The 24948-nt window shown below is 62.9% G+C and carries 21 protein-coding genes and 1 pseudogene; 16 read left to right on the top strand and 6 right to left on the bottom strand.

Annotated features, from left to right (window positions below; all coding sequences use genetic code 11):
* A complete protein-coding gene (gene rpsI / locus AC0L2K_RS15990; protein ID WP_023798354.1) occupies positions 1-483 on the top strand; it encodes a 30S ribosomal protein S9 in 483 nt (160 codons plus the stop codon).
* A 74-nt stretch (positions 484-557) separates the two neighbouring features.
* On the opposite strand, the gene AC0L2K_RS15985 is transcribed toward rpsI, so the two are convergent.
* Positions 558-1466, bottom strand: coding sequence for a LysR family transcriptional regulator (locus tag AC0L2K_RS15985; protein WP_473531770.1), 909 nt, complete (start codon positions 1464-1466; stop codon positions 558-560).
* Between the two features lie 93 nt (positions 1467-1559).
* Between AC0L2K_RS15985 and AC0L2K_RS15980 the strand changes: the two genes are divergently transcribed.
* Positions 1560-2432: an aldo/keto reductase family oxidoreductase gene (locus tag AC0L2K_RS15980; protein WP_023798355.1), complete on the top strand. Its 873-nt coding sequence runs from the start codon at positions 1560-1562 to the stop codon at positions 2430-2432.
* A 440-nt stretch (positions 2433-2872) separates the two neighbouring features.
* Here the strand turns inward: AC0L2K_RS15980 and AC0L2K_RS15975 are convergent, their stop codons facing one another.
* Complete coding sequence (locus AC0L2K_RS15975) at positions 2873-3931, bottom strand: glycerophosphodiester phosphodiesterase family protein (RefSeq protein WP_091591505.1); 1059 nt, start codon at positions 3929-3931, stop codon at positions 2873-2875.
* A gap of 406 nt (positions 3932-4337) precedes the next feature.
* On the opposite strand from AC0L2K_RS15975, the gene speB reads away from it, so the two are divergent.
* Genes speB through AC0L2K_RS15960 form a run of 3 tightly spaced genes read left to right on the top strand, consistent with a single transcriptional unit; the run spans position 4338 to position 7148 of the window.
* The gene (speB, locus tag AC0L2K_RS15970) at positions 4338-5345 is read left to right on the top strand and encodes an agmatinase (protein ID WP_091591507.1); all 1008 of its coding nucleotides are present in this window, start codon (positions 4338-4340) and stop codon (positions 5343-5345) included.
* Positions 5346-5375: 30 nt separating this feature from the next.
* Positions 5376-6308, top strand: coding sequence for an N-acetyl-gamma-glutamyl-phosphate reductase (argC, locus tag AC0L2K_RS15965; RefSeq protein WP_473531769.1), 933 nt, complete (start codon positions 5376-5378; stop codon positions 6306-6308).
* On the top strand, positions 6309-7148 hold the full coding sequence (locus AC0L2K_RS15960) for an aminoglycoside phosphotransferase family protein (protein WP_473531768.1): 840 nt from the start codon (positions 6309-6311) through the stop codon (positions 7146-7148).
* Here AC0L2K_RS15960 and AC0L2K_RS15955 read toward each other — a convergent pair.
* Entirely contained in the window at positions 7138-8226 is a 1089-nt protein-coding gene (locus AC0L2K_RS15955; RefSeq protein ID WP_473531767.1) for a COX15/CtaA family protein, read from the bottom strand. The two genes, AC0L2K_RS15960 and AC0L2K_RS15955, sit on opposite strands and share 11 nt — an antisense overlap.
* A 152-nt stretch (positions 8227-8378) precedes the next feature.
* Between AC0L2K_RS15955 and AC0L2K_RS15950 the strand changes: the two genes are divergently transcribed.
* The 10 genes from AC0L2K_RS15950 to AC0L2K_RS15905 all read left to right on the top strand — a co-directional run bounded on the left by AC0L2K_RS15950 (position 8379) and on the right by AC0L2K_RS15905 (position 19351).
* A complete protein-coding gene (locus AC0L2K_RS15950) occupies positions 8379-8597 on the top strand; it encodes a DUF2842 domain-containing protein (protein ID WP_023798362.1) in 219 nt (72 codons plus the stop codon).
* A gap of 486 nt (positions 8598-9083) precedes the next feature.
* A complete protein-coding gene (locus tag AC0L2K_RS15945) occupies positions 9084-10091 on the top strand; it encodes an ABC transporter substrate-binding protein (RefSeq protein WP_128170006.1) in 1008 nt (335 codons plus the stop codon).
* Between the two features lie 914 nt (positions 10092-11005).
* Entirely contained in the window at positions 11006-12010 is a 1005-nt protein-coding gene (locus AC0L2K_RS15940; protein WP_287375954.1) for an ABC transporter substrate-binding protein, read from the top strand.
* Between the two features lie 29 nt (positions 12011-12039).
* Positions 12040-13050, top strand: a complete 1011-nt coding sequence (locus AC0L2K_RS15935; protein WP_128170004.1) for an ABC transporter substrate-binding protein — start codon at positions 12040-12042, stop codon at positions 13048-13050.
* Positions 13051-13188: 138 nt separating this feature from the next.
* Positions 13189-14196: an ABC transporter substrate-binding protein gene (locus AC0L2K_RS15930; RefSeq protein WP_287181154.1), complete on the top strand. Its 1008-nt coding sequence runs from the start codon at positions 13189-13191 to the stop codon at positions 14194-14196.
* Positions 14193-14777 carry an SCO family protein gene (locus tag AC0L2K_RS15925; protein WP_473531766.1) on the top strand — a complete coding sequence of 195 codons (585 nt, stop codon included), beginning with the start codon at positions 14193-14195 and terminating at the stop codon, positions 14775-14777. The genes AC0L2K_RS15930 and AC0L2K_RS15925 overlap by 4 nt, the downstream gene beginning before the upstream one ends.
* Positions 14743-17397 (top strand): GAF domain-containing protein, encoded by a 2655-nt coding sequence (locus AC0L2K_RS15920; protein ID WP_128170001.1) that lies wholly within the window; start codon positions 14743-14745, stop codon positions 17395-17397. Before AC0L2K_RS15925 ends, AC0L2K_RS15920 begins: the two co-directional genes overlap by 35 nt.
* Positions 17394-17759, top strand: coding sequence for a response regulator (locus AC0L2K_RS15915; protein ID WP_128175946.1), 366 nt, complete (start codon positions 17394-17396; stop codon positions 17757-17759). Before AC0L2K_RS15920 ends, AC0L2K_RS15915 begins: the two co-directional genes overlap by 4 nt.
* Positions 17760-17772: 13 nt before the next feature.
* Positions 17773-18921 carry a response regulator gene (locus AC0L2K_RS15910; RefSeq protein WP_473531765.1) on the top strand — a complete coding sequence of 383 codons (1149 nt, stop codon included), beginning with the start codon at positions 17773-17775 and terminating at the stop codon, positions 18919-18921.
* A gap of 190 nt (positions 18922-19111) precedes the next feature.
* Complete coding sequence (locus AC0L2K_RS15905) at positions 19112-19351, top strand: hypothetical protein (protein WP_287326626.1); 240 nt, start codon at positions 19112-19114, stop codon at positions 19349-19351.
* A gap of 263 nt (positions 19352-19614) precedes the next feature.
* Here the strand turns inward: AC0L2K_RS15905 and AC0L2K_RS15900 are convergent, their stop codons facing one another.
* Positions 19615-20670: a polysaccharide deacetylase family protein gene (locus AC0L2K_RS15900; protein ID WP_473523602.1), complete on the bottom strand. Its 1056-nt coding sequence runs from the start codon at positions 20668-20670 to the stop codon at positions 19615-19617.
* Positions 20671-20761: 91 nt separating this feature from the next.
* Here AC0L2K_RS15900 and AC0L2K_RS15895 point away from each other — a divergent pair, with 91 nt between their 5' ends.
* Positions 20762-21991: a GNAT family N-acetyltransferase gene (locus AC0L2K_RS15895; RefSeq protein ID WP_473523603.1), complete on the top strand. Its 1230-nt coding sequence runs from the start codon at positions 20762-20764 to the stop codon at positions 21989-21991.
* 134 nt (positions 21992-22125) lie between these two features.
* Here the strand turns inward: AC0L2K_RS15895 and AC0L2K_RS15890 are convergent.
* Positions 22126-22344, bottom strand: a pseudogene (locus AC0L2K_RS15890) (endonuclease domain-containing protein); the annotation flags it as partial.
* A gap of 336 nt (positions 22345-22680) precedes the next feature.
* Positions 22681-24915 carry a GumC family protein gene (locus AC0L2K_RS15885; protein WP_473531764.1) on the bottom strand — a complete coding sequence of 745 codons (2235 nt, stop codon included), beginning with the start codon at positions 24913-24915 and terminating at the stop codon, positions 22681-22683.
* Positions 24916-24948 lie beyond the last annotated feature (33 nt).

Raw genomic sequence — 24948 nt, 5'->3', positions numbered from 1 at the left:
ATGGCTGAGCTTTCCTCGCTCGCAGAACTCGGAACTGCCACCGGCAACACCAACACGCAGCCGGCTGCACCCGTCCATGTCCAGAAGCTCGACAAGTCGGGCCGCGCCTATGCCACCGGCAAGCGCAAGAACGCCATCGCGCGTGTCTGGGTGAAGCCCGGCTCCGGCAAGATCGTCGTCAACGACAAGGTGTTCGCCGAATATTTCGCGCGCCCGGTCCTGCAGATGATCCTCAACCAGCCGATCATCGCTGCCAACCGCGCCGGCCAGTACGACATCGTCGCCACCGTCATCGGCGGCGGCCTTTCCGGCCAGGCCGGTGCGGTGCGCCACGGCATCTCCAAGGCGCTGACCTATTACGAGCCGGCGCTGCGTCCCGTGCTCAAGAAGGGCGGCTTCCTGACCCGCGACAGCCGCGTCGTCGAGCGCAAGAAGTACGGGAAGGCGAAGGCCCGCCGCTCGTTCCAGTTCTCGAAGCGCTAAGCACTGCTTCAGCTCCAGACAGTCGAAACGGCCGCCTCCGGGCGGCCTTTTCTTTTGGTGAACCTGGCCCAAATTTAGGAACGATCGGCCGGTACCTTGATGAAGTCGATAAACGCCCGCAACGGCGCCGGCACGAGACGCCGGCCGGGATAATAGAGGAACGGCCCGGGGAAGCTCTGCCACCAAGGTTCGAGGACGGGTTCGAGCGCACCGCTCTCAAAGTGAGGGCGAAGCCAGTCCTCGAACAGGCTGACAATGCCGGTACCGGCGATGGCTGCAGCGACGGCGAGATCGGCCGCTCCGCCCAGGGTCACGAGAAGCGGCCCCTTCGGATCGACCCGCACCACCTCGCCGTCGCGCTCGAATTCCCATGGCGGCATTGCCCCGCTGGCGAAGCGGCCGCGCAGGCAGGCGTGGCCGAGCAGGTCGCGCGGGTGTTGCGGCCGGCCATGGCGATCAAGGTAGGCAGGGCTGGCGGCGGTGGCAAAGCACTGCAGGCGCGGTCCGATCGGCACCGCGATCATGTCCTGTTCCAGCCGCTCGTCGTAACGGATGCCGGCATCGCAGCCTGCCGCCAGGACGTCGACAAAGCTCTCCTCGGCAATCACCTCCAGCCGGATGCCGGGATAGGCAGCGAGAAACCCCGGAACGATGCCGGGCAGCACCAGCCGCGCTGCGCTGACCGGCACATTGAGGCGCAACGTACCTGCCGGCCTGTCGCGGAAGCCATTCACAACGTCGACGGCCGATTCCACCTCGGTCAAGGCTGGGCCGAGCCGAGCCAGCAAGCTCGCGCCCGCTTCGGTCAGCACGACGCTGCGGGTCGTCCTGTTGAGCAGCCTGACACCGAGCTGCGTCTCGAGGCGGCGCACCGCCTCGCTCAAACCCGACGCACTGCCGCCGCTGGCGCGGGCGCCATCGCGAAAACCCTTGGCCCGCGCTACCGCCACGAAAGCGTTGAGGTCTCCGAGGTCGATCTTCATTGTTCGACATTCCGTACAGCCCGTGCGGAATGTACCCAATTATCGTGAGATCGGACAGCGCCTATCTCAACCTCAACTGAACGGAGATAGACCATGTCCAGCATTGACCTTTCCGGCACGTTCACTCTCGGCGACCGCACCGTGAAGCGGCTCGGCTACGGCGCCATGCAGCTCGCAGGACCCGGCGTCTTTGGTCCGCCCAAGAACCATGGCGCGGCATTGGCCGTGCTGCGCGGAGCTGTTGCGCGCGGGGTCAATCACATAGACACCAGCGATTTCTACGGCCCGCACGTCACCAATCTACTCATCCGTGAAGCGCTCGCGCCCTATTCCGACGATCTGACGATCGTCACCAAGATCGGTGCCCGTCGCGGCGCGGATGGCTCGTGGCTCCCGGCCTTCTCGCCCGAAGCGCTGACGGAGGCGGTGCACGACAATCTGCGCAATCTCGGGCTCGACGTGCTGGACGTCGTCAATCTCAGGATCATGTTCGACGCGCATGGCCCCGCCGAAGGCTCGATCGAGGCGCCGTTCACTGTGCTGGCCGAGCTTCAGCGACAGGGCCTGGTGCGTCATATCGGGCTCAGCAATGTCACGCCGGCACAGATCGAAGAGGCGCAACGGATCGCCAGGATCGTCTGCGTCCAGAACCAATACAATCTGGCGCACCGGGGCGATGATGTCTTGATCGACAAACTCGCCCGCGACGGTATCGCTTATGTGCCGTTCTTTCCGCTCGGCGGCTTCAACCCGCTGCAGTCGTCTACCCTGTCCGGCGTCGCTCAGCGCCTGGGCGCCACGCCGATGCAGGTCGCGCTCGCCTGGCTGCTCGGTCGCGCGCCCAATATCCTGCTCATCCCCGGCACGTCTTCCGTTGCGCATTTGCGGGAGAATCTTGCCGCGGCCGAACTTGAACTGCCGGAGGATGCCGCGAGGGAGTTGGACGGCGTGGCGATGGCGGTATGAGGATTGGCGAAAGCGGCAACGAGCCAATCTCGCCATGATCGACAGGCTGGCGGGACAGCGCCCCCCTCTGCCCTGCCGGGCATCTCCCCCACAAGGGGGGAGATTGGCAGCTTCGCGGACAGCGCCCTTTTTGCAAGGTTGGTGGTTGGCGAAATCAGTGATGAAGGCCAATCTCCCCCCAAGTGGGGGAGATGCCCGGCAGGGCAGAGGGGGGCGCGAAGGATCGCTACAGAGCGCTTTTATTCTGAGCCGCTGCATTCTTCGGCGGATGTCACGGAATGGATCCCAGGGTCTGCAGCGCGTCGCTTCGCTCCTTGCTCCGCCCTGGGATGACGAAGGCATGGTGGCCTGTGGCTAATCCCCAGCGTCAGAGATGGTGGTTGCAGGCCGGCCGGCAGCGCGACCGCCGGTCAAAGAACCAAATCCACGGCGCAGAGGAACTAGTTGATGCTCGCCGTATTCGCCGGCTCCGCCGGCCGCGCCGCATCCGAATAGGGCACGCGATAGCCGTTTGCCGCCAGCCAGTCGATCGCCGCTTTCGGCTCATCGGTCTGGATGATGGTGGCGCCGCGCTCGGCCCAGAAGCCGTAGGTCTCGCGCGGCAGGCTGGCGAACACCGCCAGTTCATCGCCGCGACCGCCGGCAAGGAAGCCGCCCGGCTTGTTGACGATGGCGTAGGTATTGGCCCAGATGTGCCAGTCGCCCCTTATCGCCGCGGCGCGCATGCGCGGGCTGAACAGCGGACCGCCGGTCTCGGTCAGCGTCTCCGCGCCGTCCCGCCAGTTGATCATCTCGACCGCGCGCGGCGAAAAGGCGCCGCTGACTTTCTCGGCGAAACCGGCGTCGCGAACCGCGTCGTCGGCAATGATCGGCATGAATTGGAAACCGCTGCCGATTGCACCCATGGCTGCCTTGACAGTGGTGATCCTGGCCGGGTTCCACAGGTTCTCCTTGACGATCACCTGTTCGGCCATGCCAAGGTCACGCGCCACCGCGATCATGCCGGCCAGGCTGTCGACGTCGAGCTTGTTGTCGATGTTGACGAGGATCCTGTCCCTGGTCGCCATCAGCATCTCGCGCAGCGTCGAAACCGGCTCGTCGGTGACGGCGCCGGTGCCCTCGATCACCAGCCTGCAGGTTTTGAGTTCGGCCAGCGTGCGCTTGACCACCTCGCCCCTGCAGTTCGTCGTGCGGTCGAGCCAGCTGTCATGCATGACGACGAACTCGCCGTCCTTCGAGCGCCTGACATCGACCTCGACGATTTCGGCGCCAAGCGCGATCGAGGCCTCGAGGGCGGCGATCGAGTTTTCGGCAAAGAGCGTCTTGCGGGCCTGCAGGCTGCCGGCGCGGTGTGCCGCCACCATGACATGGTCGCGCCACTGGTTGGCGTGTTCGAAACGGTCGAGAATCTGCTTGGCGCGTGTTTCGCCAGCCAATGCCGAGCCAGTGAACAGCACCGAAGCGGCGGCAAGCACAAGTTTCAGCCAGGTCGTTCGCATGAGAATCGCTCCTACCGGATGCAAACCCGGATAAGCGACGCGCGTGACAGCCCAGTGAACGAAGCCGGCTTCGCAAATGCCGGAAAGTCAGGTCAAATGCCGGCTGAAGCGGCTGTTCTTCAATCTCGACTTGCCGAGATCGATGCCGCCGTCCTGGCGGTCGGTGGCCGGCTTGGCGTGCTGAAATCTGCTGCGTTCCCCGGCTGACAACCATCCCGCGCAAGGACCGCTGGCTACTTTCGGTTGTATTCATGCAAATCTACGCAAATTCCGGGTTGGCCATGCGGGCTCACCTGGCAAGCAAGAAGTTGTGACCGAGCTCGAACGGTCATGGCCCTCGGAAGGGGTCGCATTTCCTGGAATTATATCCAATAAGGTTGCGCCTCGATGCACAGGAGACCGCTTCATGCCGAACACCAACATCGACCACGCCTTCACCGCCCGGGCCAGGACGGGTGCGTCCTTCGAGCCGACCTATGCCGGCGCGCTGTCGTTCATGCGGCGCAAATACACCAAGGACGTGAAGGGCGCGGACGCGGTGGTGTGGGGCATCCCCTTCGACGCCGCCGTCACCAACCGGCCGGGCGCGCGTTTCGGACCGCAGGCGATTCGCCGCGCCTCGACCATCCTCGACAACGACCCGCAATATCCGTTTTCACGCGATCTGTTCGAACATCTCGCCGTGGTCGACTATGGCGATTGCCTGCTCGACAGCGGAAACCACCAGAAGACGCCGGGGACGATCGAGCGCGAGGCGGCAAAGATCCTGAAATCCGGCGCCTTCCTGCTATCGCTCGGCGGCGATCATTTCGTCACCTGGCCGCTGCTCAAGGCGCATGCCGCCATTCACGGTCCGCTGGCCTTGGTGCAGTTCGACGCCCACCAGGACACCTGGCCGGACGACGGCAAGCGCATCGATCACGGCTCCTTCGTCGGCCGTGCGGTCAAAGAGGGAATTATCGATCCCGACCGTTCGATCCAGATCGGCATCCGCACCCATGCGCCCGACACCTTCGGCATCAAGATCCTGTACGGCCACGAAATCGAGGACATGCGCGCGTCCGATATCGCCTATTCCATCGTCGACCGCACCGGCGGCAAGAAGGCCTACGTCACCTTCGACATTGATTGCCTCGACCCGGCCTTCGCCCCCGGCACCGGCACACCGGTCGCCGGCGGGCCGTCCTCGGCAAAAATCCTGTCGGTGCTGCGCCAGATCAATCAGCTCGACATCGTCGGCGCCGATGTCGTTGAGGTTGCGCCGGCCTATGATCACGCCGATATAACGGCAATTGCCGGGTCGACGGTGGCCATGCACTATCTCGGGCTGCTGGCGGAACGAAAGGCCCGGCTCGAAGAGATGAACAACGGCAATCACATTGTTGCCGGATTGAACCAGGCAAGTGGCATATAACTACGAATTATCAGGGATTCAGGCAGGCAAATGAAACCGAAAATCTTCATCGACGGCGAGCACGGCACCACCGGTCTCCAGATCAGGACGCTGCTTGCCGAGCGCGGCGACCTGGAGATCATCTCGATTCCGACCGAGCGCCGCAAGGAACCGGCAGCCAGAGCCGAGTTCCTCAACGCCGCCGATGTCGCGATCCTGTGCCTGCCGGACGCAGCCGCGAAAGAAAGCGTCTCGCTGATCAACAACGACACCACGAGGGTTATCGACGCCTCGACCGCGCATCGCGTGGCAGAAGGCTGGGAATATGGTTTTGCCGAAATGGACAAGGGTCAAGCGCGCAAGATCGCCTCGGCGAAGCGCGTCACCAATCCGGGCTGCTGGCCGCAAGGCCCGATCGCGACGCTCAGGCCGCTGGTGGCGGCCGGGCTGTTGCCGCCGGATTTTCCGGTCACCGTCAACGGCATTACGGGCTATTCGGGCGGCGGCCGGCCGATGATCGAGGACTATGTCGCCAAGGGCGAGGAAGCGTCGGAATTCCTGCCCTACGGTCTGACCCTGCAGCACAAGCATGTGCCGGAGCTCAGGACCTATGCGAAGCTGTCGCATGATCCGATCATGCAGCCGGCGGTCGGCAATTTCGCGCAAGGCATGATCACCGTGGTGCCGCTGCAGCTCGGCGGCCTCGACTATGTGCCGACCGGCGCCGAGCTTCATGCGGCGATCGCCGACCATTTCGCCGCCATCGATGGCGGCGTGGTCGAGGTGGCGCCCTATGCGCATCTGGAGCGCGTGCCGGAGATCGATCCCGAAGTCTACAACGGCACCAACCGGATGATGCTCCATGTCTTCGCCAACGACGACAGGGCCCAGGCGCTGCTGTTCGCCGTCTACGACAATCTCGGCAAGGGCGCCTCGGGCGCTGCCGTGCAGAACATGGATCTGATGCTCGGCCTCAAGAACTGAATGGACGCGCCGGCATTCCCAGGCCGCTGGAAGGTCAACGCGCCAGAACTGATTGCCGAGACGTTCAGCAGCCGCATCTGGAAAGTTGTTCGCGAGGACGGCTCGCCGGCGATCGTCAAGGCGCTCAAAGCTTTCGACGACGTCGAGGACGAGTTGCGCGGCGAGCATTTCCTCGCCTGGCGGCGCGGCGAAGGCGCGGTACGGCTGCTCGGCCGCGACGGCCACTGTATGCTGCTCGAATATGCCGGTGAAACCTTGCTGTCACAGGTTCTCGCCGAGCAGGGCGACAATGCCGCCACAGCAATCGCGGCCGAAGTGATGGCAAGACTGTTCTCGCCATCCGACCACCCTGCCCCACCAGACCTTCAGCCGTTGCGGGTGCGGTTTTCCAGTCTGTTCAACAAGGCGAAGATCGATCGCGACGCCGGCGAAAAGAGCTTTTACGTCGAAGCGGCTGCGACCGCGGAACGGCTGTTGGCCAATCCTGTCGAGGTGCTGCCGCTGCATGGCGACCTGCATCACGACAACATCATGCTGGGAGCGCGCGGCTGGCTTTCGATCGACCCGAAGGGCGTTCTCGGCGATCCCGGCTTCGACGCGGCGAACATGTTCTACAATCCGCTCGGCCGCGACGAGCTTTGCCGTGATCCCCGGCGGATTGCCGACATGGCCGAGATTTTCGCCAGAACGCTCGGCCAGACGCCGCCAGCCATTCTGGATCACGCCATCGCCTATGGCTGCCTGTCGGCGTCATGGCATCATGAAGACGGCAATGCGGTCGAGGAAAGCCGCGAATTGTCCATTGCCACGGCGATCAGGACGGTGCGGCTCAGCCTCTGACGGCGATCTGGTTGGGCATGGGATAAGCGCCCTTGGTGCCGCGCCAATGCGCTGCGGCAAAGCCCAACAGGACAAGCGCGAAAGCCTGATGCGTCAGCGCCATGTGCAGCGGCACCTGCATCAGCAGCGTGCCGATGCCGATCAGGGCCTGCAGCAGCACCAGCACAAACAGCAGCGTCGCGCGGCGCGCATGGGTGGTGCCGGGCTGGCGCCGGTGCGTGGCGATCATGTGCCAAAGTGCTGCGACGAAAATAGCGTAGGCGCCGAGCCGGTGGATGAACTGGACCGTCTTCGGGCTCTCGAAGAAGTTGCGCCATGCCGGCTCGAGGATCAACAGGTCGCCGGGGATGAGCTTGCCGTCCATCAGCGGCCAGGTGTTGTAGCTCAGGCCGGCATCGAGCCCGGCGACCAGCCCGCCGAAATAGATCTGGACCAGCGCCAGCAGCACCAGAAAGCCGGCCAGACGCTGGGTCGAGCGGTCGGCCGCGGGCTCGGAATGCGGGGCCAATCCACGCGCGACCACCATGGTCGCGGTGAAGATCAGCGCCGCCAGCGTCAGATGCGTCGCCAGCCGGTATTGGCTGACGGAGACGCGGTCGACCAGCCCGGACGCCACCATCCACCAGCCGATCGCGCCCTGCAGGCCGCCGAGAAGAAGAATGCCCAATAATTTCGGACCAAGACCGCGTTCGATGCGGCGCGTCGCCCAGAAAAACACCAGCGGCACGGCGAAAACCACGCCGACACCGCGCGCCAGGATCCGGTGCAACCATTCCCACCAGAAGATCGACTTGAACGCTTCGAGGCTCATGCCCTTGTTGAGCTCGGCATATTGCGGGATCTGCTGGTAGCGCTGGAATTCCTCCTGCCATTCGGCGTCGTTGAGCGGCGGGATGATGCCGTGGATCGGCTTCCATTCGGTGATCGAAAGGCCGGATTCGGTGAGCCTGGTGGCGCCGCCGACCAGCACCAGCACAAACAGCACCAGGAGCACGACGTAGAGCCAGCCGCGCACCCACGCCCGGTTGCGCAGGTCGCGGTCGCGGGTCACGAAAGGCGCGGCAGCTATGGCAGCCATGGTCTTGTCCCGGCAGGTTGCAGTCGCGGATTGGTGAACCATCGCAATCCAACTGGCAAGACCGGACAGCGCGGCACGCCGTCGCGCCGCTTCTTGGCTGTTGCGTGCCTCTTCCGTTGGGCCTAAGCGATAGGGATCAACCGGATCGCGAAATGCCCATTCGCCTGAAAAAGCTGATCGGAACAATCCTGCTGGTGGCGCTGGTCATCGTCTATGCGCTGGTCGCATCGATCGTGGCGGTTGCGCAACTGGCGGAATCGGGACCGTGGGCGCATTTCCTGTTCTTCCTGCTCAGCGGCATGCTCTGGGTGCTGCCGGCCATGGGCATCATCAAATGGCTGATCCTGGAGCCGCCGCGGCCGAAGAACTGAGGTTTGCTCGCCGCCGCGGTGAAAGTCTGACGCTTGCTACCCGACGTGTAGGGCAGCTCAGGATGGTTTTCTGCCTTCCGTGTCGCCGATCGGAACGCACAGGCAGCGCCAGAGTGGTTATTGCCGAACCACTACTCAGACGTCCCGTTTGGGGGGCGAAGCGGAGTGGCAACTTCTGGCTTCCGAAAAACGATTGCAGACCGACAGCTTTGGGTCCGGGATCTTAAATAGCGGACCCTCAGCTCGGTGGGAAAATTGTCGTGACGTGATCCGATCCGGTCGTTCCGGGATGGGTAAGCTCGGCCGTCCAGAAGCAGCTCGAAGCCGCCACTGACAGAAGCCGAAATAAGGCGTATGAATGTTTATCGCTGGCTAGCGCGCTCTAGCTCACAAGCCTTCGGGCGCGCCGACAAGATGTCACCCTCTGCCGGATTTCTTTGCTCGATTCCGGTCCAGGCTCATTTTCGCGGTTCGGAGAGCGTTCTGATGCAGATCATCCAAAGCCGCCGCCGCTTTCTGGCCGGCCTCTCGGCAGCCGGTGCTGTCGGCCTCGTCGGCGCCGCGACCCCGGCCAGCGCCGAGCCGCCGCCCGAGACCAGCCGGATTCGTCTGAGCAAGACTTTCGGCATCTGCCTCGCACCGCAATTTGTCGCGGAGGATCTGCTGTATGCCGAGGGTTTCACGCATGTGGATTATGTCGAGACCCAGCCTGGCACTGTGATGGCGACAGACACAGCGAGCGGCAAGATCGATTTTGGCCTGAACTTCGTCGCGCCCACGATTGTCGCCGTCGATCAGGGGCACAGGCTGACACTGATGGGCGGCGTTCATCCGGGCTGTTTCGAGCTGTTCGTCCAGCCAGGCATCGACAGCATCCTCCAACTCAGGGGCAGGAAAGTCGGTGTCCAGGCACTCGGATCCAGTCCGCATCTATTCATCGTCAGCATAGCGGCCCATGTCGGGCTGGACCCGGTGCGCGACATCGTTTGGGTGAGCGATCCCGACGTGAAGCCGAAGGAATTATTCCTGCGTGGTGATGTCGATGCCTTTCTCGGCTTTCCGCCGGAGCCGCAGGAGCTGCGCGCCAAGGGGGCTGGCCGCGTCCTCCTCAACAGTGCACTCGATCGGCCGTGGTCGCAGTATTTCTGCTGCCTGCTGGCCGGCAATCCCGGCTTCGTCGCCGCCAATCCCGTCGCGTCGAAGCGGGTGATGCGTGCCATTCTCAAGGCAGCCGATCTGTGCGTGGCCGACCCCGCCATGGTCGCGCGCCGTCTCGTCGAGGGAAAATTCACCGCTAATTATGACTATGCGCTCCAAGCCCTTGGCGAGGTCCCCTACAAGCGGTGGCGGGACTATGACGCGGAAGACACGGTGCGCTTCTATGCACTGCGCCTGCGCGAGGCCGGCGCTATCGCCGCGAGTCCCCAGGAGATCATCGCCAAGGCCACGGATTGGCGCTTCCTCAATGAGCTCAAGCGCGAGTTGAAGACATGAATATGTGGCCGGCACGCGTCTTGTTATTGGCCCTGCTCATTGCTTGGCCGGCGCATTCACATGACGCGGCGCCTGCAGGCTGACGGCCCCAAGTGCGATCAGAAGGCCGACGATCGACAAGAATGCGATTGGGCGCTGGCGCAATCAGAAACCGTTCGTCGTGTGCTGAGCGGGGTCAATAATCAAACAAATGAAGCTGACCAGGCTGTAGCGCAAGATCGCAGCTTATCGCCAGGTTCGGCACGACACGACAAACCAGCTCTACAGCATCGCGACCGCGCTTTTGCTTCAGGACGACAGGGTGCTGAACACGGCCCTCCGCCAGCTCAGCCGGTTTGGGTACGACCTTGACCGCATGGAGTTCGTCGCTACGCAAGATGCGGAACTATTCGGGCAAGTCCGACAGGACTACGACCGGTTCACAGACGAAGTGACGCATGTGGTATACCTTGTCCCGCGCGGTACATACGGACGAGGCGCGCAGGCGCAAATGGCCCAGATCGTCCCATTGGCCAACGGACTTGAGCTTAAGATCGAAACGCATCTTCCCAGATGGCGGCAAGTCTCTTGGGACTCAACGTCGATGACTCGATCCGGCCGCGCGGTAAACTCGAAGTGGCATTCGCAACCGCGCAAACGGTCTCCTGGCCGCGAGACGGTGGCAGGACCTTTGGCGGAGTAAGTTTTGCGCTCGCAACCAACGCAAATTGGGCGTATCGTGGCATATCGTCGATTGCTAATAGATGAGCCGACGACTGAGAGCGCAAGACTCCCGCATCGGACTGAGCGCGCTAGATCCACAACTACTCGTCGCGCTCACGAGACCACCTGCCTCTGCCGAAACCTCTTTTGCTCGGTTTCGGCCAGAATTGCCTTTTTGCAGTTCGGAAGAGAGGAGCGTTCCGATTCAGATCATGCAAACCCGCCGCCGATTCCTGGCCGGCGCTGCAATGACAGGCGCTGCCGGTATCGTCGGCCTTCCCGAGTCACTCCACGCGGAACCGCCGCTGGAAACGACCACGGTTCGTCTGCCGCGGTGGGTTGGTGGTTCCTACTGTTGGGCAGGCGCGTACATCGCCGGAGAACTGATGCGCGCAGATGGTTTCACCGACGTTCGCTACGTCGAAGCCGACAGAAGCGTCGACCAATCGGAATGGATCGCACGCGGTGAGACCGATTTCTCTGTGAACTTTCCACCGAACCAGATCGCGTCGATCGATGCCGGCGTGCCGATCAAGGTGCTAACCGGGTTGCACTCGGGATGCCTCGAACTGATCGCCAAGGAGAGCATCCGCAGCGTCGCGGATCTGCGGGGCAAGAGGGTGGGCGTGGATGGTTTCAATAACTCGCGACACGTGTGGCTGACTCTCATGTCCGCTTATGTCGGGCTCGATCCCGTGAACGATATCCAATGGGTCCTTACGGAAGACGCCACCCCGACGGAGCTCTTCGTCCAAGGAAAGATCGATGCATTCCTCGGCACGCCGCCCCAGCCGCAGGAGCTGCGCGCCAAGATGATCGGCCATACGATCCTCAACAATGCCGTCGACCGCCCATGGTCACAGTATTTCTGCTGCATGATCTCCGCGACGACGGACTACGTGAACAGGCACCCGGTGGCGACCAAACGGGTCTTGCGATCCATCCTCAAGGCTGCCGACCTCTGCGTGTCGGATCCGCAGTGGGTGGCCCGGCAGATGGTCCATCGCGATTTCGTCCCGTCGTATGACTACGCGCTGCAAACGCTAAAGGATATCCGGTACGACCGCTGGCGAAACTTCGATCCTGAAGACTCCCTGCGGTTCTACACACTGCGCATGCAAGAGACGGGCATGATCAAATCGAGCCCGCAACAGATCATCGCCGACGGAACGGACTGGCGCTTCCTCGAAGAGTTGAAGCGTGAGCTGAAAACCTGATCCCATTTGTCTCAAGGGGAGACGTAGACATGCAGTTCATCCAGAACCGCCGCCGTTTCCTAGCCGGCGCTGCGGCCGCCAGCGCCGCGGGCCTTATCGGCACCTCGACACCCGCCTGGGCTGAGCCGCTGCCGGAGACCACCTCGGTCCGCCTGCCGCGGTACATCGGCGGCGCCTATTGCTGGGCGGGCCTGTACCTCGCCGGAGAGATGCTGCGCGCCGAGGGGTTCACCGATCTCCGCTACGTGCAAGGTGACAAGAAGGTTGATCATTCGGCGTGGATCGCAAACGGCGAGACGGATTTCAGTGTGAACTACGTGCCGATTCATCTGGCGTCGATCGATGCAGGAGTGCCGATCAGGGTACTAAGCGGACTGCACTCCGGGTGCCTCGAACTGATCGCCAACGACAGCGTCAAAGGCATCTCGGACCTGCGGGGAAAGCGGGTTGGGGTCTTTACGCTTGATTCGCCGCAATACGTGTTGGTTTCTCTGATGGCCGCCTATGTTGGGCTCGATCCCGTCAACGACATCGAATGGGTCATCGAAGAGCACAATTTTGCGGAAGGCTTCGTCGAAGGAAAGTACGATGCAGTGCTCGGCCAACCGCCCCGCACGCAGGAACTTCGCTCCAGGAAAGTAGGCCACACGATCCTCAACTCGACCACCGACCCGCCCTGGTCGCAGCATTTCTGCTGCATGATTTCCGCGACTGCGGATTATGTCGACAGGTATCCGGTGGCGACGAAGCGCGTGCTCAGGGCCATTCTCAAGGGCGCCGACCTCTGTGTCTCAGATCCGTCATGGACTGCAGGGCAGATGGTCGATCGAGGTTTCGTCCCCAGCTACGAACTCGCGCTGCAAACGCTTGCCGACATCCGGTACGACAGATGGCGGGATTTCGATGCCGAAGCCTCGATGCGCTTCTACGCGCTGCGCATGTACGAAACGGGCATGATCAAGTCGAGCCCGCAAGAGATAATCGCCACCGGAACGGATTGGCGCTTTCTCGATCAACTAAAGCAGGAGTTGAAGACGTAGGCGATCGCCGACACGCCGTGCCCCATCAGGGAAGGAGAGGCTAATGCAGATCATCCGGAACCGCCGAGCTCAAGCGTGAGCTGAAGACGTAGAACTATCGCCGACACGCGGTGCCTTTTTCAAGGGAAGGAGAGACTCGTGCAGATTGTCCAGAACCGTCGTCGTTTCCTCACAGGCCTGTCCGCGCTCGCAGGTGCGGGCCTGGCAAGGGGCCGCAACGCGACCGCCGCCGAAGCGGCACCTGAAACCACGGTCGCCCGCTTTGCGGCGGCGCCTGGTATCTGCATCGCTCCGCAGTACGTCGCCGAGGATCTGATCCGCGCAGAGGGGTTCTCGGATTTCGGCTTCGTGGCCGCCGAGGCCGGCATCGCCCAGACCGAGATGCTGGCGCGCGGCGACATCGATTTCGGCATAGACTTTGCCACGGCCCTAATCATTCCGGTCGACACTGGCGCCCCGATCAAGGTGATCTCCGGAGTACATGTCGGCTGCTACGAGTTGTTCGGACGGGAGGACATCAAGAGCATCGCGGATCTCAAGGGCCGCAAAGTCGGCGTCGGCGGCAATCTGTCGTCGGATCCGCATATCTTCGTCAGTGCGATGGCGACCTATGTCGGCCTCGATCCGCAACGCGACATCGAATGGATCGTCGGCGAAGCAAAGCCGGCGGAGCTCTTCGCCGAAGGCAAGGTCGACGCCTTCCTGGCTTTTCCGCCTGAGGCTCAAGACCTCCGCGCTCGCAAAGTCGGTCACGTCATCCTCGACAGTTCCAAGGACCGGCCGTGGTCGCAATATTACTGCTGCATGCTGGCGGTCAATGCCGCCTATGCCGAGAAAAATCCAGCTGCCACCAAGCGCGTCATCCGGGCCATCATCAAATCGGCCGACATCTGCGCGGCCGAACCGGAACGGGTGGCACGCCTCCTGGTGGATGGCGGACACACCGAACAATACGACTACGCCGTGCAGTCGCTCCGCGAGCTCCCATACTCTAATTGGCGCGACTTCGATCCCGAGGACACGATGAGGTTCTTCTCGCTGCGGCTGCATGAGGCCGGGATTGTCAAATCGAGCCCAAACGAGATCATCGCGAACGGCACGGATTGGCGCCTTTTCAACGAGGTCAAGCGCGAGATGAAAACGTGAGCGAGTGGCCGGCGCGCATCTTGCTGCTGGTGCTGATGGCCGGGCCGGCACACGCGCACGACGCGCCGCACGACGAGCGCCTGCCGACGATCGGACAGGCGCCGGACTTTACCTTGGTATCGCAGGACGGTGTGCGAGTGTCGCTGCACGACTTTCGCGGCAAGGTGGTCGCCGTCTCATTCATCTATACGTACTGTACCGATGTCTGCCCCATGCTGACCGCCCATATGGCCAGCGTGCAGGAAAAGTTGGGTAGTGCATTCGGACCCAAAATCGCCTTCGTTTCGATCACCGTCGACCCGGAGCGCGATACGCCCGATGTCCTGAAGGAATATGCGCAGGGTTTTGGCGCCGACCTGAAGGGCTGGTCGTTTCTTACCGGTGATCCGGCGGTCGTCCATGAGGTGGGACGGAAATACGGGGTCATCGCGAAGAAGGCGGCGAACGGAGATATCGACCATACCTTGTTGACGTCGCTCGTGGACCCCGGTGGCATCTTGCGAGTACAGTATCTTGGTGTCCGGTTCGACCTGGAGGAGTTCCGGGATGACCTTCTCAGCCTCTTGGACGAATCCAAATAGCATAACGAACCGGCTCGTTGGCTGGGTTGCCCGGCTGCCGGCGCGCGTCCAGACCAAGCTCTTGATCGCGTTCCTGTCGATCGTCGGCCTGCTGATCGTGCTCGGGGCCGTCGGGTTGCAGGTGCTGAGTGGGGTGAACGATCAGACCAACGAGCTGATCAAGCTGCAGCGCAGGATCGCGGCCTACCGCCAGGTACAGCACGATACGACCACCCAGCTCTACGGCATCTCCACCGCCCTGTTGCTTCAGGACGACAGGATGCTGGATGCGGCGCTGCGCCAGCTCAATCAGTTTGGCTACGACCTCGACCGCATGGAGTTCGTCGCCAAAGCCGAGGTGGAAGTGCTTGGCCAGGTCAGGCAAGAGTACGAGCGGCTGACGGCCGGGGTGACGCACGTGGCAGAGCTCGTCCGCGCCGGCCGCACTGAGGAGGCGCGCAAGGTTCAGCTTGATGAAATCATACCGTCGGCTGATAGCCTAGAGCGGCTGACAAACCAGCTGGTCAACATGGCCGAAGCCGACATGGTGGCGGCCATCGAAATGACCGAGGGTGCGTACGGCACGTCCAGACTGATCGTGGTCTCGTTCGCGGTGGGCAGTATCCTGCTGGCGTTGGGGCTCGGCTACATTATCTCCTGGTCGTTGATCGAACCGGTCAAGAAGATCGAGACGCGTCTCAGCCAGATAGCGGCCGGCGACTTCGCCCAACAGGTTGCCGTCGCCAATCGCGACGAACTTGGAGTACTCGCCGCTAACGTCAACCAGACTTCCGACCGTCTGGGGCGCCTGTATCAGGAGATTGAGACGCGCACCCAGCAGCTCGACGAAGCCCTTCAGCAGCAGACAGCCACCGCAGACGTTCTGAAGGTCATCAGCCGCTCTACCTTCGATCTGCAGGTCGTGCTCGATACGTTGGTGGAATCGGCTGTCAGGCTCTGCCGTGCCGACAAGGGTGGTATCGTGCAGTCGCTGGATGGCGTATTCCGCTATGTGTCGGCGCATGGCTACCCGCCCAGTTTCCGTGCTTATGTGGACGCCAATCCAACTCCGGCCCTTGCCGCAGGCCGAGGCTCCGCCGTAGGGCGCGTAATCGAAGAACGGCGGATCGTCCAAATCGAAGACGTGACCGCTGATCCGGACTACCGCGTTGCCTTGATCGCCGAGGCAGGCGGCTTCCGCACCGTCCTCGCTGCCCCGCTGTTGCGGGAAGGTGATCTCGTTGGCGTATTCGTCATGACGAGGGTTGAGCCGCAACCTTTCAATCCCAAGGAGATCGCCCTCGTCGAGACATTCGCCGACCAGGCCGTGATCGCCATCGAGAATGCGCGGCTCTTCGAGGCGGTGCAGTCACGGACTCGCGAGCTTGCCGCGTCTGTTGGTGAGCTCGAGGCTCTTGGTGAGGTGAGCAAGGCGGTCAATTCGACGCTGGATCTCGACACGGTGCTGAAGACGATCGTTGCCAAGGCGGTCCAGTTGTCGGCAACGGATGCTGGCACCATCTACGTGTTCAGCAGCACGCGGCAGCAATTCCGTCCGCGCGCAAACTTCGGTATGAGCGATGAGCTTATCGCCGCAGTCTCGCACCAGACGATCGGGCTGCCCGACATGGGGATCGGCGACGCGCCCGGGCGCTGCATGCCGGTGCAGTTTCCCGACCTCAGCGAGGAGACCTCATCCTTCCTTGTAAGAAAGACGATCGTCGACGCCGGATATCGCGGTATCCTGATCGTTCCGCTGCTGAGGCCCAACAAGATCGTCGGTGCACTGGTCGTCAGGCGCCACAAGCCAGGTGCCTTCGATGAGCAAGTTGTCCACCTGCTGGAGACCTTCGCAGCCCAATCGGTGCTCGCGATCCAGAATGCCAAGCTGTTCCGCGAGATCGAGGAGAAAGGCCGGGAGCTGGAGGCAGCCAGCCGCCACAAGTCCCAGTTCCTCGCGAATATGAGCCACGAGCTCAGGACACCGCTCAATTCGGTCTTGGGCTTCACAGAACTGCTGGTCGACGGCATCTACGGCGAACTCCCCGACAAGGCAAAGACGACCGTCGCGCGCGTGCAGGCAAACGGCCGTCACCTCCTCGGGCTCATCAACGACGTACTCGACCTTTCCAAGATCGAAGCCGGCCAGCTCACGCTGGCGATTGAGGACTACTCCGTCGCGCAGATTGTTCGATCGACCTTTACGGCTGTAGAGCCGCTGGCACGAGCGAAGGGTCTTGAGCTTTCAACGACTGTTGCCGAGAACCTTCCAATCGGCCGCGGGGACGAACGCCGTTTGACGCAGGTCCTGCTCAATCTTGCAGGCAATGCCGTCAAGTTCACCGAAACGGGCGCGGTCGACATTCTTGCCGATGCGGTTGACGGGCACTTCGAGATGACCGTCCGAGACACCGGTCCCGGCATCGCGTCCAAGGACCAGGCTCTCATCTTCGAAGAATTCCAGCAGGTCGACAACAGCAGTACCAGGCAGAAGGGCGGTACGGGTCTTGGCCTGGCGATCTCGAAGCGCATCGTCGAAATGCATGGCGGAACCATAGACGTCGAGTCCGTGATTGGGTCGGGGTCGACATTCCGTCTGAAGGTACCAATCCGGGTGAATGAGGACGTGAGGGCCGCATGAGCAAACGAATCCTGATGGTGGAAGACACCGAGGACAACCGCCAGATCATCCGCGATCTCATTGCCACCACCGAATACGAACTGATCGAAGCGGCGGACGGCGCCGCCGGCATCGCTGCAGCCGGAGTGCACAAGCCAGACCTGATCCTTATGGACATTCAGCTCCCTGTGATTGACGGGTACGAAGCGGCTCGCCGCATCAAGGCCGACCCGGCGCTCCGGCACATTCCGATTATCGCCGTCACCTCCTATGCGTTGTCGGGCGACGAGGCGAAGGCCCTTGCTGCTGGGTGCGATGGTTACATTGCCAAGCCATTCAGTCCGCGTCAGCTGCTTTCCGAGATTCGCGGGTTCCTTTCTTGAGGGAGGCAGCGCCGTGCACGATCCGCCTCGCATTCTCGCGGTCGACGATACTCCGGAAAACCTCGAGATCCTGCGCATGCGCCTCGAGGCGAATGGCTACGAAGTTGCAACCGCCGCCGATGGTGAAGAGGGGCTTGCGAAAGCCCGCGAACTCACGCCGGATCTGATCCTGCTTGACATCATGATGCCGAAGCTCGACGGCATCAGTGTGGTACGCATGCTCAAGCACGATCATTCGCTGCGATCGATCCCCGTTATTCTGGTCACCGCGAAAGCCGACACGCGCGACGTGGTCGAGGGGCTGGACGCCGGTGGCGACGACTACCTGACTAAGCCCTTCGAGCACAGGGCGCTGTTAGCACGGGTGCGCTCGATGCTGCGCCAGAAGGCGCTTCACGACACTGTCGCGAGCCAAGCCAAACGCCTTGAGGACCAAGCCGCGCAGCTTTCCGACTGGAATCGCTCGCTCGAGCAAACCGTGGCTGAGCAGGTGACGGAGCTCGAGCGAATGGCGCGGCTTAGGCGGTTCCTGCCCGAGCAGGTCGCCGACCTCATCGTTGCGGCGGGCAATGGAGATGCGCTCTTGCAGAGCCACCGTCGCGAGGTGACCGTTGTCTTTTGCGATTTGCGCGGCTTTACAGCCTTCGCGGAGACCGCCGAACCCGAAGAAGTCATGACAGTTCTTGCCGAGTATCATTCCTGTCTTGGTGAACAAATTGTCCGCCACGAGGGGACTCTCGAGAGGTTCGTGGGCGACGGTATCGTCGTGGTTTTCAACGATCCACTGCCATGCGCCGACCACAGCGAGAGAGCTGTCTCAATGGCGGCTGCGATGCGCGACGCGATTGACGGGCACTCAGAACGATGGCGCAAGCGGGACTATTTGCTTGGCTTTGGGATCGGCATTGCCAGGGGCCACGCAACCATCGGGCGCATTGGTTTTGATCGGCGCTCGGACTATGCCGTCATTGGCACCGTGTCGAACCATGCCGCCCGATTGTGCGAGGCCGCCAAGTCCCGCCAGATTCTCGTTAGCCAACGGGTCCTCGGCGCTGTCGAGGCGCTGGTCGAATCCGTTCTTGTTGGCGATCTGACGCTGAAGGGTTTTCGCCGCCCAATGCCTGCCTATGAAATCGTGCGGTGGTTCGGTCGGCCAGACTAGCTTTAGATGCACTCCGGTCTCTTCCGGACGATACGACCCGTCGAACCGTCGGCACAAAGCATCCCAGCCACGATCGATCTCGAAACCGCCCGCAACGGGGGAGAAAGTGTGCGTTCTGCCAGTAGCAACCCGATGGCAGCCTATGTGATGGGTTTCGGATGCCGGCCATCCACGTGTTGGCTTGGCGCCGGTGCCGGCTACCGAAACCCATCACATAGGCTGCCCGCGCCATTACCTCGTCTTCTCCGGCGGACGCATCCCGCTGCGCGGCATCGAGATGCACGGGACCTATTTCCGGCCCGACGTCTTGGTCGCGGGTGCGCTCGTCAAGAAGGGCTACCTGACCGTCGACGAGAGCGCGCAGGAATTCGTGGTCACGCCGGACGGCTGGAGCTTCGTCGCTGACACGCTGGAAGTCCTCGGGAAATAGCCGCAATGCAATACGCCCTGGTCGTGGTCGACAGTAGCGTCTTCAAGCAGAATTTCGACGCCTATCGCGAACTTCCGGCTCCGGAGTCCGACCTGGGTCAGGACCTCGTGTGGGAGAAACCGAGCGGCACATGCAAGGGACGATCGTCGGATGTGCGTCCGGGGCTTTCCGAGTGCAGGCTTGAGAACCCGGAGGCGACGAAGGCGCGCATCAGGGATGGCCCTCAGGGCTCTGTTCTTGCGGTCCACCGGAGTGTCTCACCACTAGATGGTGACGAGCATCTTTCCGGCGTTGGCCAGCGGCGTCGTCACGCCCGACAGCATCGTGCGGATATGGGCAACGCTCTGATAGCGACCGTTGACCGAAATACGCGGCAGCGCGTGCAGGAAACCGGCATGTTCGGCGCGCAGCACGCCGTGGCGTGTCGTCACCGCCGAGACATAGCCGGCGTCGCGGGCAAAGCCGACTTCGCGGTCACCAACGGCGCTGGCATAGCCATAGGGATAGGCGAAATGGCGCGGCGCCTTGCCAAGCTCGGCCTGCAATATGCCCCTGACGTCATCGACCTCGTGCCGAGCATCGGCTTCGGAAAGCCGCTTCAGATTGCGATGATTGACGGTGTGCGCGCCGATCGTCACCAGCGGATGCCCTGCCATGGCGCGGATCTCGTCCCAGTTCATCAACATGCTCTGGCGCGCGCCCAACTCGATACCGTTCGACCGCGCCAATTCGCGCAGCACCGCGCGCTGGTCCTCCTCGCGGACCTCCAGCGTCAGATAATCGTGCAGGCGCGCAAAGGCCTGGATTTTCTTGCCCGGGGTCGAGCAGTCGATCGTCACCGGACCGTTCGGTGTCGTCAAAACCAGCCGGTTGCGCGCGCTGACGATGTCCTCGACCACCTCCCACCATAGATCGGCGGCGCCGTTTATCAGCCCCGGCGCGACATAGATGGTGATTGGCGCGCCGTGCTTTTCCAGCACCGGCAGCGCCTCGGTCTTGTTGTCGCGATAGGCGTCGTCGGCGGTGATCGCCGCGAACTGGCCACCCTTGCCGCCGGCCTTGATGCGCTCGATCGCCTCGTCCAGGGTGACGAATGCATAGCCGTGCGCCTTCATGTCGGCGATGACAGCGTCGAGGAACTCAGGCGCGATGTTGAGATGCCGGTTGACGCTATCAGGCTTTTCCGGCGTGGCGGTGACCCGGTGCAGCATCAGGATGGCGCCGATGCCGCCGACGAACGGCTTGGCCAGCGGGGCAAGACCGGTATAGCGCACGACGTTGAGCGCCAGTTTCCGGATTGCCTCGCCCCCGTCGATCATTCATTCACCTTTTGCGCCTAGGCTCATCCAAGCACGGAATGCGCCTATGTGCGCCCCCAATCGCGGTGAATACGCCCTAAAGGATTGAGGTATGGTTGACGCCACCGCGTCATTTGACGGCAATCGGCTCGAGGCCATGCAGGCGGCGCCGCGCGCGGTACCTGCGGATCATGGCGGCCTGTCGGTGTCGGTCGCCGACGGTGCGGCACTTGCGGCCTATGCCGAGTTCTGCGGTTCAGCGCTGTTCGCGCCGGCGCAGAGCCCGGCCTGGATCCTGAACTGGGCCAGACATGCCGAAGCGGACACCGTCTTGGCGAGGCTGAGCGCTGACGGCCGGCCGGTTTTTTGGTTGGCGCTGGAAGTCACCAGCCGCGGTCCGTTACGCGTCGCCCGTTTCATGGGCGGCCGCCATGCCAACGGCAATTTCGCCGCCGCCGACCCGTCCTGGCTGGCCAGGGCGGATGGCGCGGCGATCCGCTCGATGCTGGCGGCGATCGCCAGGGCGCGGCCGGACATCGACCTCGTCGCGCTGGAACGGCTGCTGCCCGATCTCGACCGCGTTGCCAATCCGCTTCTGTCCCTCCCGCATTTTCCCAGCCCCAACCTGTCGCTGGCCGTCGACCTGGCGGGAGGTTTTGATGCCCTGCTCTCCCGCGCCAGCGGCAAGCGCAGGCGCAAGAGGCACCGCTCGCAGGCGCGCAAGTTTGGGGCCGTCGGCAGCCACCGCCGCATCGAGGCCCGGACGGCGGACGAGGTGAACAGGCTGCTCGATGCGTTTTTCGAGATGAAGGAGTTCCGCTTCCGCAAGATGGGCATCGCCAACGTCTTCGGCGAGCCACAGGTTCGTGCTTTCTTCCGCGCCTTGTTCGTCGAAGCGCTCTCCGACGACACGCCGTCCTTCGTGCTGCATGGGCTCGAAGTCGCCGGCAAGCTTCGCGCTGTCACCGGATCGAGCCGCTCGGGAAAACGCCTGATCTGCGAATTCGGAGCGATTGCCGACGACGACCTCGCCCATGCCAGCCCCGGCGACTTCCTGTTCTTCGACAACATCGAGGAAGCCTGCGAGAAGGGGTTCGATGTCTATGATTTCTCGGTCGGCGACGAACCCTACAAGCGGCTGTGGTGCGATATCGAGACCCGGCATTTCGAGGTCCTGATTCCGCTGACGGCAAAAGGCCGCGCGCTGGTGTTTGTCCTGCGGCAGGGCGCGCGCCTGAAAGCCTTCGTCAAGAACAGCCCTACGATCTGGAAGCTGACCAAGATGCTGCGCCGCAAGACGGCCGGACAGGCTGTGCCAGCAACGGGCGAAGACGACAGCTGAACGCTGCCGAGATTCCGGGACGTAAGTGATTTGGCTCCCCTATACCGCCACGGCTGCAAACTCTGGTCGCCGACATAAGCGATGACGGCGTTCAAATCGCGCAGCACGTCGTCGTTCCAGAGGCGCAGCACACGAAAGCCCCTTGCCTTCAATTCGGCGTCTCGCTCCCGATCATAGTTTGAATCCGCATGCTGGCTGCCGTCGATCTCGACGATCAGCCTGGCCTCGGCGCAAACGAAATCGGCGATGAATCTGCCGATAGGAACCTGACGCCGGAATTTGATGTGGTCGAGCCTGCGTCCGCGCAGTTCGTGCCACAGGCGGTCCTCCGCCTCCGTTGACTCGCGGCGCATCGAGCGGGCGAAACGACGTTTGGTCGGGGCGACGGGCTGATGCGGCATCGGGCGAGATTACCCGGCCTTGGCGCTCCGTCCAGCACCATCGTCACGCAAATCGCTGACGTTCGCGATTGGCTCCCCCTCCTTGTGGGAGAAGGTGGCCGAGCGAAGCTCGGTCGGATGAGGGGTGTTCCAGCTTGGCACCAACAGCGATCCGGCCAACACCCCTCAACCGTCTCGGCGCTGCGCGCCGATCCACCTTCTCCCACAAGGGGAGAAGGCAAGAGCACGCTATTGCCGCCACGGCTGCAAACTCTGGTCGACAACGTTCAAGAGAATTATCGAACTGTCTCAGGCGGCGGAGCGCCGTCCGGGTAGCGGCGTCCCTGGCGTCTGATGGCCGACCGGCGTCACCAGCGTCAGGTCGGGATAGCCGCTCTCGATCAGTTCGACCGCGGCCTGCGCCACCTCGTCGTTCGGCTCCAGCAGCGACAGGAAGACTTCTGTGCCCTCGCCGACAAGGCGGCTGATGCCTTGCGCGTCGGTGGGTCCGCATTCGACCACGACCAGATCGTAGGCGGTGGTCAGCGACTGCATGATGATCGGCAGCCGGTCGGCGGCGCGCATGGCGCGAACCGGATCGGCGTTGCCGACGGGAATGACGTGGCAGTCCGAATAGAGATCGACATGGATCACGTCGCTGAACTGCGCTTCGGAGGCGAGCAGATCGGTGATGCCCGGGAAAAGCCTGCTGTCCAGCGTCGGCCGCGAAGCGGCGCCCGAAGCGGTGAGATCGAGCAGGAGCACGCGCAGGCCGGTGTCGGAAACCTCACGCGCCACCAGCACCGCCGAGGCGGCCGCCTCGTCGCCTTCCGGCGACACGAATATGGCGCGTGCCGCACCGCTTGTGATCAGTTTCTCCACCGCCTTGTCGATTTCGACCTCGCCAAGGCTGCGGCGCGCCGGCCCGACGTCGTCACCAGTTGCGGGGCCAGTTGCTGGCGCCGCGGCAGCCGCTTGCGGCTCTGCCTGGACTTCCGCCATCCGATCCCCAAGGTCTTCGATATCGGCCGATTCCTGATTGGGTGGCTCGTGATCGGGCGGTTCGTGATCGGACGGTTCGTGATTGGGCGGTTCGCGGGCAACCGGCATCGCGACCTGTTCGATCCGCTCGAAGCGGGCGCCGGCGGCCGGCCGCATGGCGCGACCCGAAAACAGCTCTTGCAGAAGCGTCACGATCGCCATGACCAGCAGCGAGCCGACGAAGGCCGCACCGATGATCGGCAGGATTTTTGGATAATAGGGTTGGGACGGCGCCACCGCGCGGGAAAAGACACGCGCGTCGACCGGCGGATAATTGCTGTCCTTGCGCGAGGACGCCTCACGATAACGGGTCAGGTAGGATTCGAGCAGCTGGCGCTGGGCGGTCGCTTCGCGCTGCAGCGCGTCCAGTTCGACCTGCTGGTCGCCGGCGCGCGCCGATGCGGCCTTCAGCGTGTTGACGTCGGCGACAAGCTGGTTTTCGCGGGCCAGGGCGGTCTGCGCCTGCGTCATCAGCCCTGTCATGATCTTTTCCGCCTCGTTGCGGATCTGGCGGTCGAGATCGGAAAGCTGCGACCTCAGCGCCCGGATTCGCGGATGATTGTCGAGCAAGGAGGTGGAAAGGTCGGCGATGTTGGTCTTGAGCTCGACCTGCCGCTCGCGCAGCCGCTGGATCAGTCCGGACGACAGCACCTCCGGCACCGCATCCAGCGAGCCGCCATTCTGCAGCGCCCTGCGCACGCTGTCGGCAGTCGCTGCCGCCGAGGCGCGATTGGCCCGCACCCGCGACAATTCGCTGGACAGTTCGGAAAGCTGTTGCGTGGCGAGCACCGAATTGTTGCCGCCCATCAGAAGATCGGACTGGGCGCGGTAGCTTGCCACCTTGGCCTCGGCATCCTTCACCCGCTTCGACAGGTCGGCGATCTCCGGCGCCAGCCAGTCGGTTGCGGCGGAATTCGATTCGATGTTGGCATTGCCCTGGACGGAGATGTAGGCGTCGGCGATGGCGTTCGGGATTGCGGCGGCGAGCCGGGGATCTTCCGAGGAGAATTCGATGACGATAACGCGAGATTTTTCAACGCGATAGACGTTGAGCTTCTCACGCATCTTCGTCAGCACGCGTTCTTCCGGCGGAATCTCGTTGGGGTCGCTTTTCAGGCCGGCGACGACAAGCAGACGGCTCAACGCCGGCATATCCGCCGTCTCGTCGAACTCGGGCAGCCGCGACAAATCAAGCTTCTGCGCCACCTGCTTGAGGATGTCGGTCGAGGAAATGACCTCGACCTGGCTGGTCACGCCTTCCTCGTCGAGTATAGGCTTGTCGTTGTCATTGGTGCCGTCGGGGCGCGTGTAGACCGATTCGCGCGTTTCGATCAAAAGCCGGGTTTCGGCCCGGTAATGCGGCGTGGCGAGCCAGGTGAGCGCGAACGCCAGGCCGGTTACGACAAGCGCGACGACAAGAATGCGCAGCCAATTCCTCGCAAGACTGGCAAAGAGCTGCCTGAGATCGACGTCGACATCTGCGGCCGCGGATTGAACGGACATGCATCCTGCTCCGGTATTTTAGTCAGTATACAC

The sequence above is a fragment of the Mesorhizobium sp. WSM4817 genome (assembly GCF_055811135.1).
The sequence above is the reverse complement of the archived record's forward strand: the minus strand, read 5'-3'. Positions and strand labels throughout refer to the sequence as shown.

Excerpts from the sequence above, each read along its gene's own strand:
- AC0L2K_RS15940 (WP_287375954.1), top strand. The coding sequence starts at position 11,006 with ATGCAAACCCGCCGCCGATTCCTGGCCGGCGCTGCAATGACAGGCGCT.
- AC0L2K_RS15895 (WP_473523603.1), top strand. The coding sequence starts at position 20,762 with ATGGTTGACGCCACCGCGTCATTTGACGGCAATCGGCTCGAGGCCATG.
- AC0L2K_RS15975 (WP_091591505.1), bottom strand. The coding sequence starts at position 3,931 with ATGCGAACGACCTGGCTGAAACTTGTGCTTGCCGCCGCTTCGGTGCTG.
- AC0L2K_RS15985 (WP_473531770.1), bottom strand. The coding sequence starts at position 1,466 with ATGAAGATCGACCTCGGAGACCTCAACGCTTTCGTGGCGGTAGCGCGG.
- rpsI (WP_023798354.1), top strand. The coding sequence starts at position 1 with ATGGCTGAGCTTTCCTCGCTCGCAGAACTCGGAACTGCCACCGGCAAC.
- AC0L2K_RS15920 (WP_128170001.1), top strand. The coding sequence starts at position 14,743 with ATGACCTTCTCAGCCTCTTGGACGAATCCAAATAGCATAACGAACCGG.
- speB (WP_091591507.1), top strand. The coding sequence starts at position 4,338 with ATGCCGAACACCAACATCGACCACGCCTTCACCGCCCGGGCCAGGACG.
- AC0L2K_RS15960 (WP_473531768.1), top strand. The coding sequence starts at position 6,309 with ATGGACGCGCCGGCATTCCCAGGCCGCTGGAAGGTCAACGCGCCAGAA.
- AC0L2K_RS15950 (WP_023798362.1), top strand. The coding sequence starts at position 8,379 with ATGCCCATTCGCCTGAAAAAGCTGATCGGAACAATCCTGCTGGTGGCG.
- AC0L2K_RS15955 (WP_473531767.1), bottom strand. The coding sequence starts at position 8,226 with ATGGCTGCCATAGCTGCCGCGCCTTTCGTGACCCGCGACCGCGACCTG.
- AC0L2K_RS15980 (WP_023798355.1), top strand. The coding sequence starts at position 1,560 with ATGTCCAGCATTGACCTTTCCGGCACGTTCACTCTCGGCGACCGCACC.
- argC (WP_473531769.1), top strand. The coding sequence starts at position 5,376 with ATGAAACCGAAAATCTTCATCGACGGCGAGCACGGCACCACCGGTCTC.
- AC0L2K_RS15885 (WP_473531764.1), bottom strand. The coding sequence starts at position 24,915 with ATGTCCGTTCAATCCGCGGCCGCAGATGTCGACGTCGATCTCAGGCAG.
- AC0L2K_RS15915 (WP_128175946.1), top strand. The coding sequence starts at position 17,394 with ATGAGCAAACGAATCCTGATGGTGGAAGACACCGAGGACAACCGCCAG.
- AC0L2K_RS15900 (WP_473523602.1), bottom strand. The coding sequence starts at position 20,670 with ATGATCGACGGGGGCGAGGCAATCCGGAAACTGGCGCTCAACGTCGTG.
- AC0L2K_RS15945 (WP_128170006.1), top strand. The coding sequence starts at position 9,084 with ATGCAGATCATCCAAAGCCGCCGCCGCTTTCTGGCCGGCCTCTCGGCA.
- AC0L2K_RS15935 (WP_128170004.1), top strand. The coding sequence starts at position 12,040 with ATGCAGTTCATCCAGAACCGCCGCCGTTTCCTAGCCGGCGCTGCGGCC.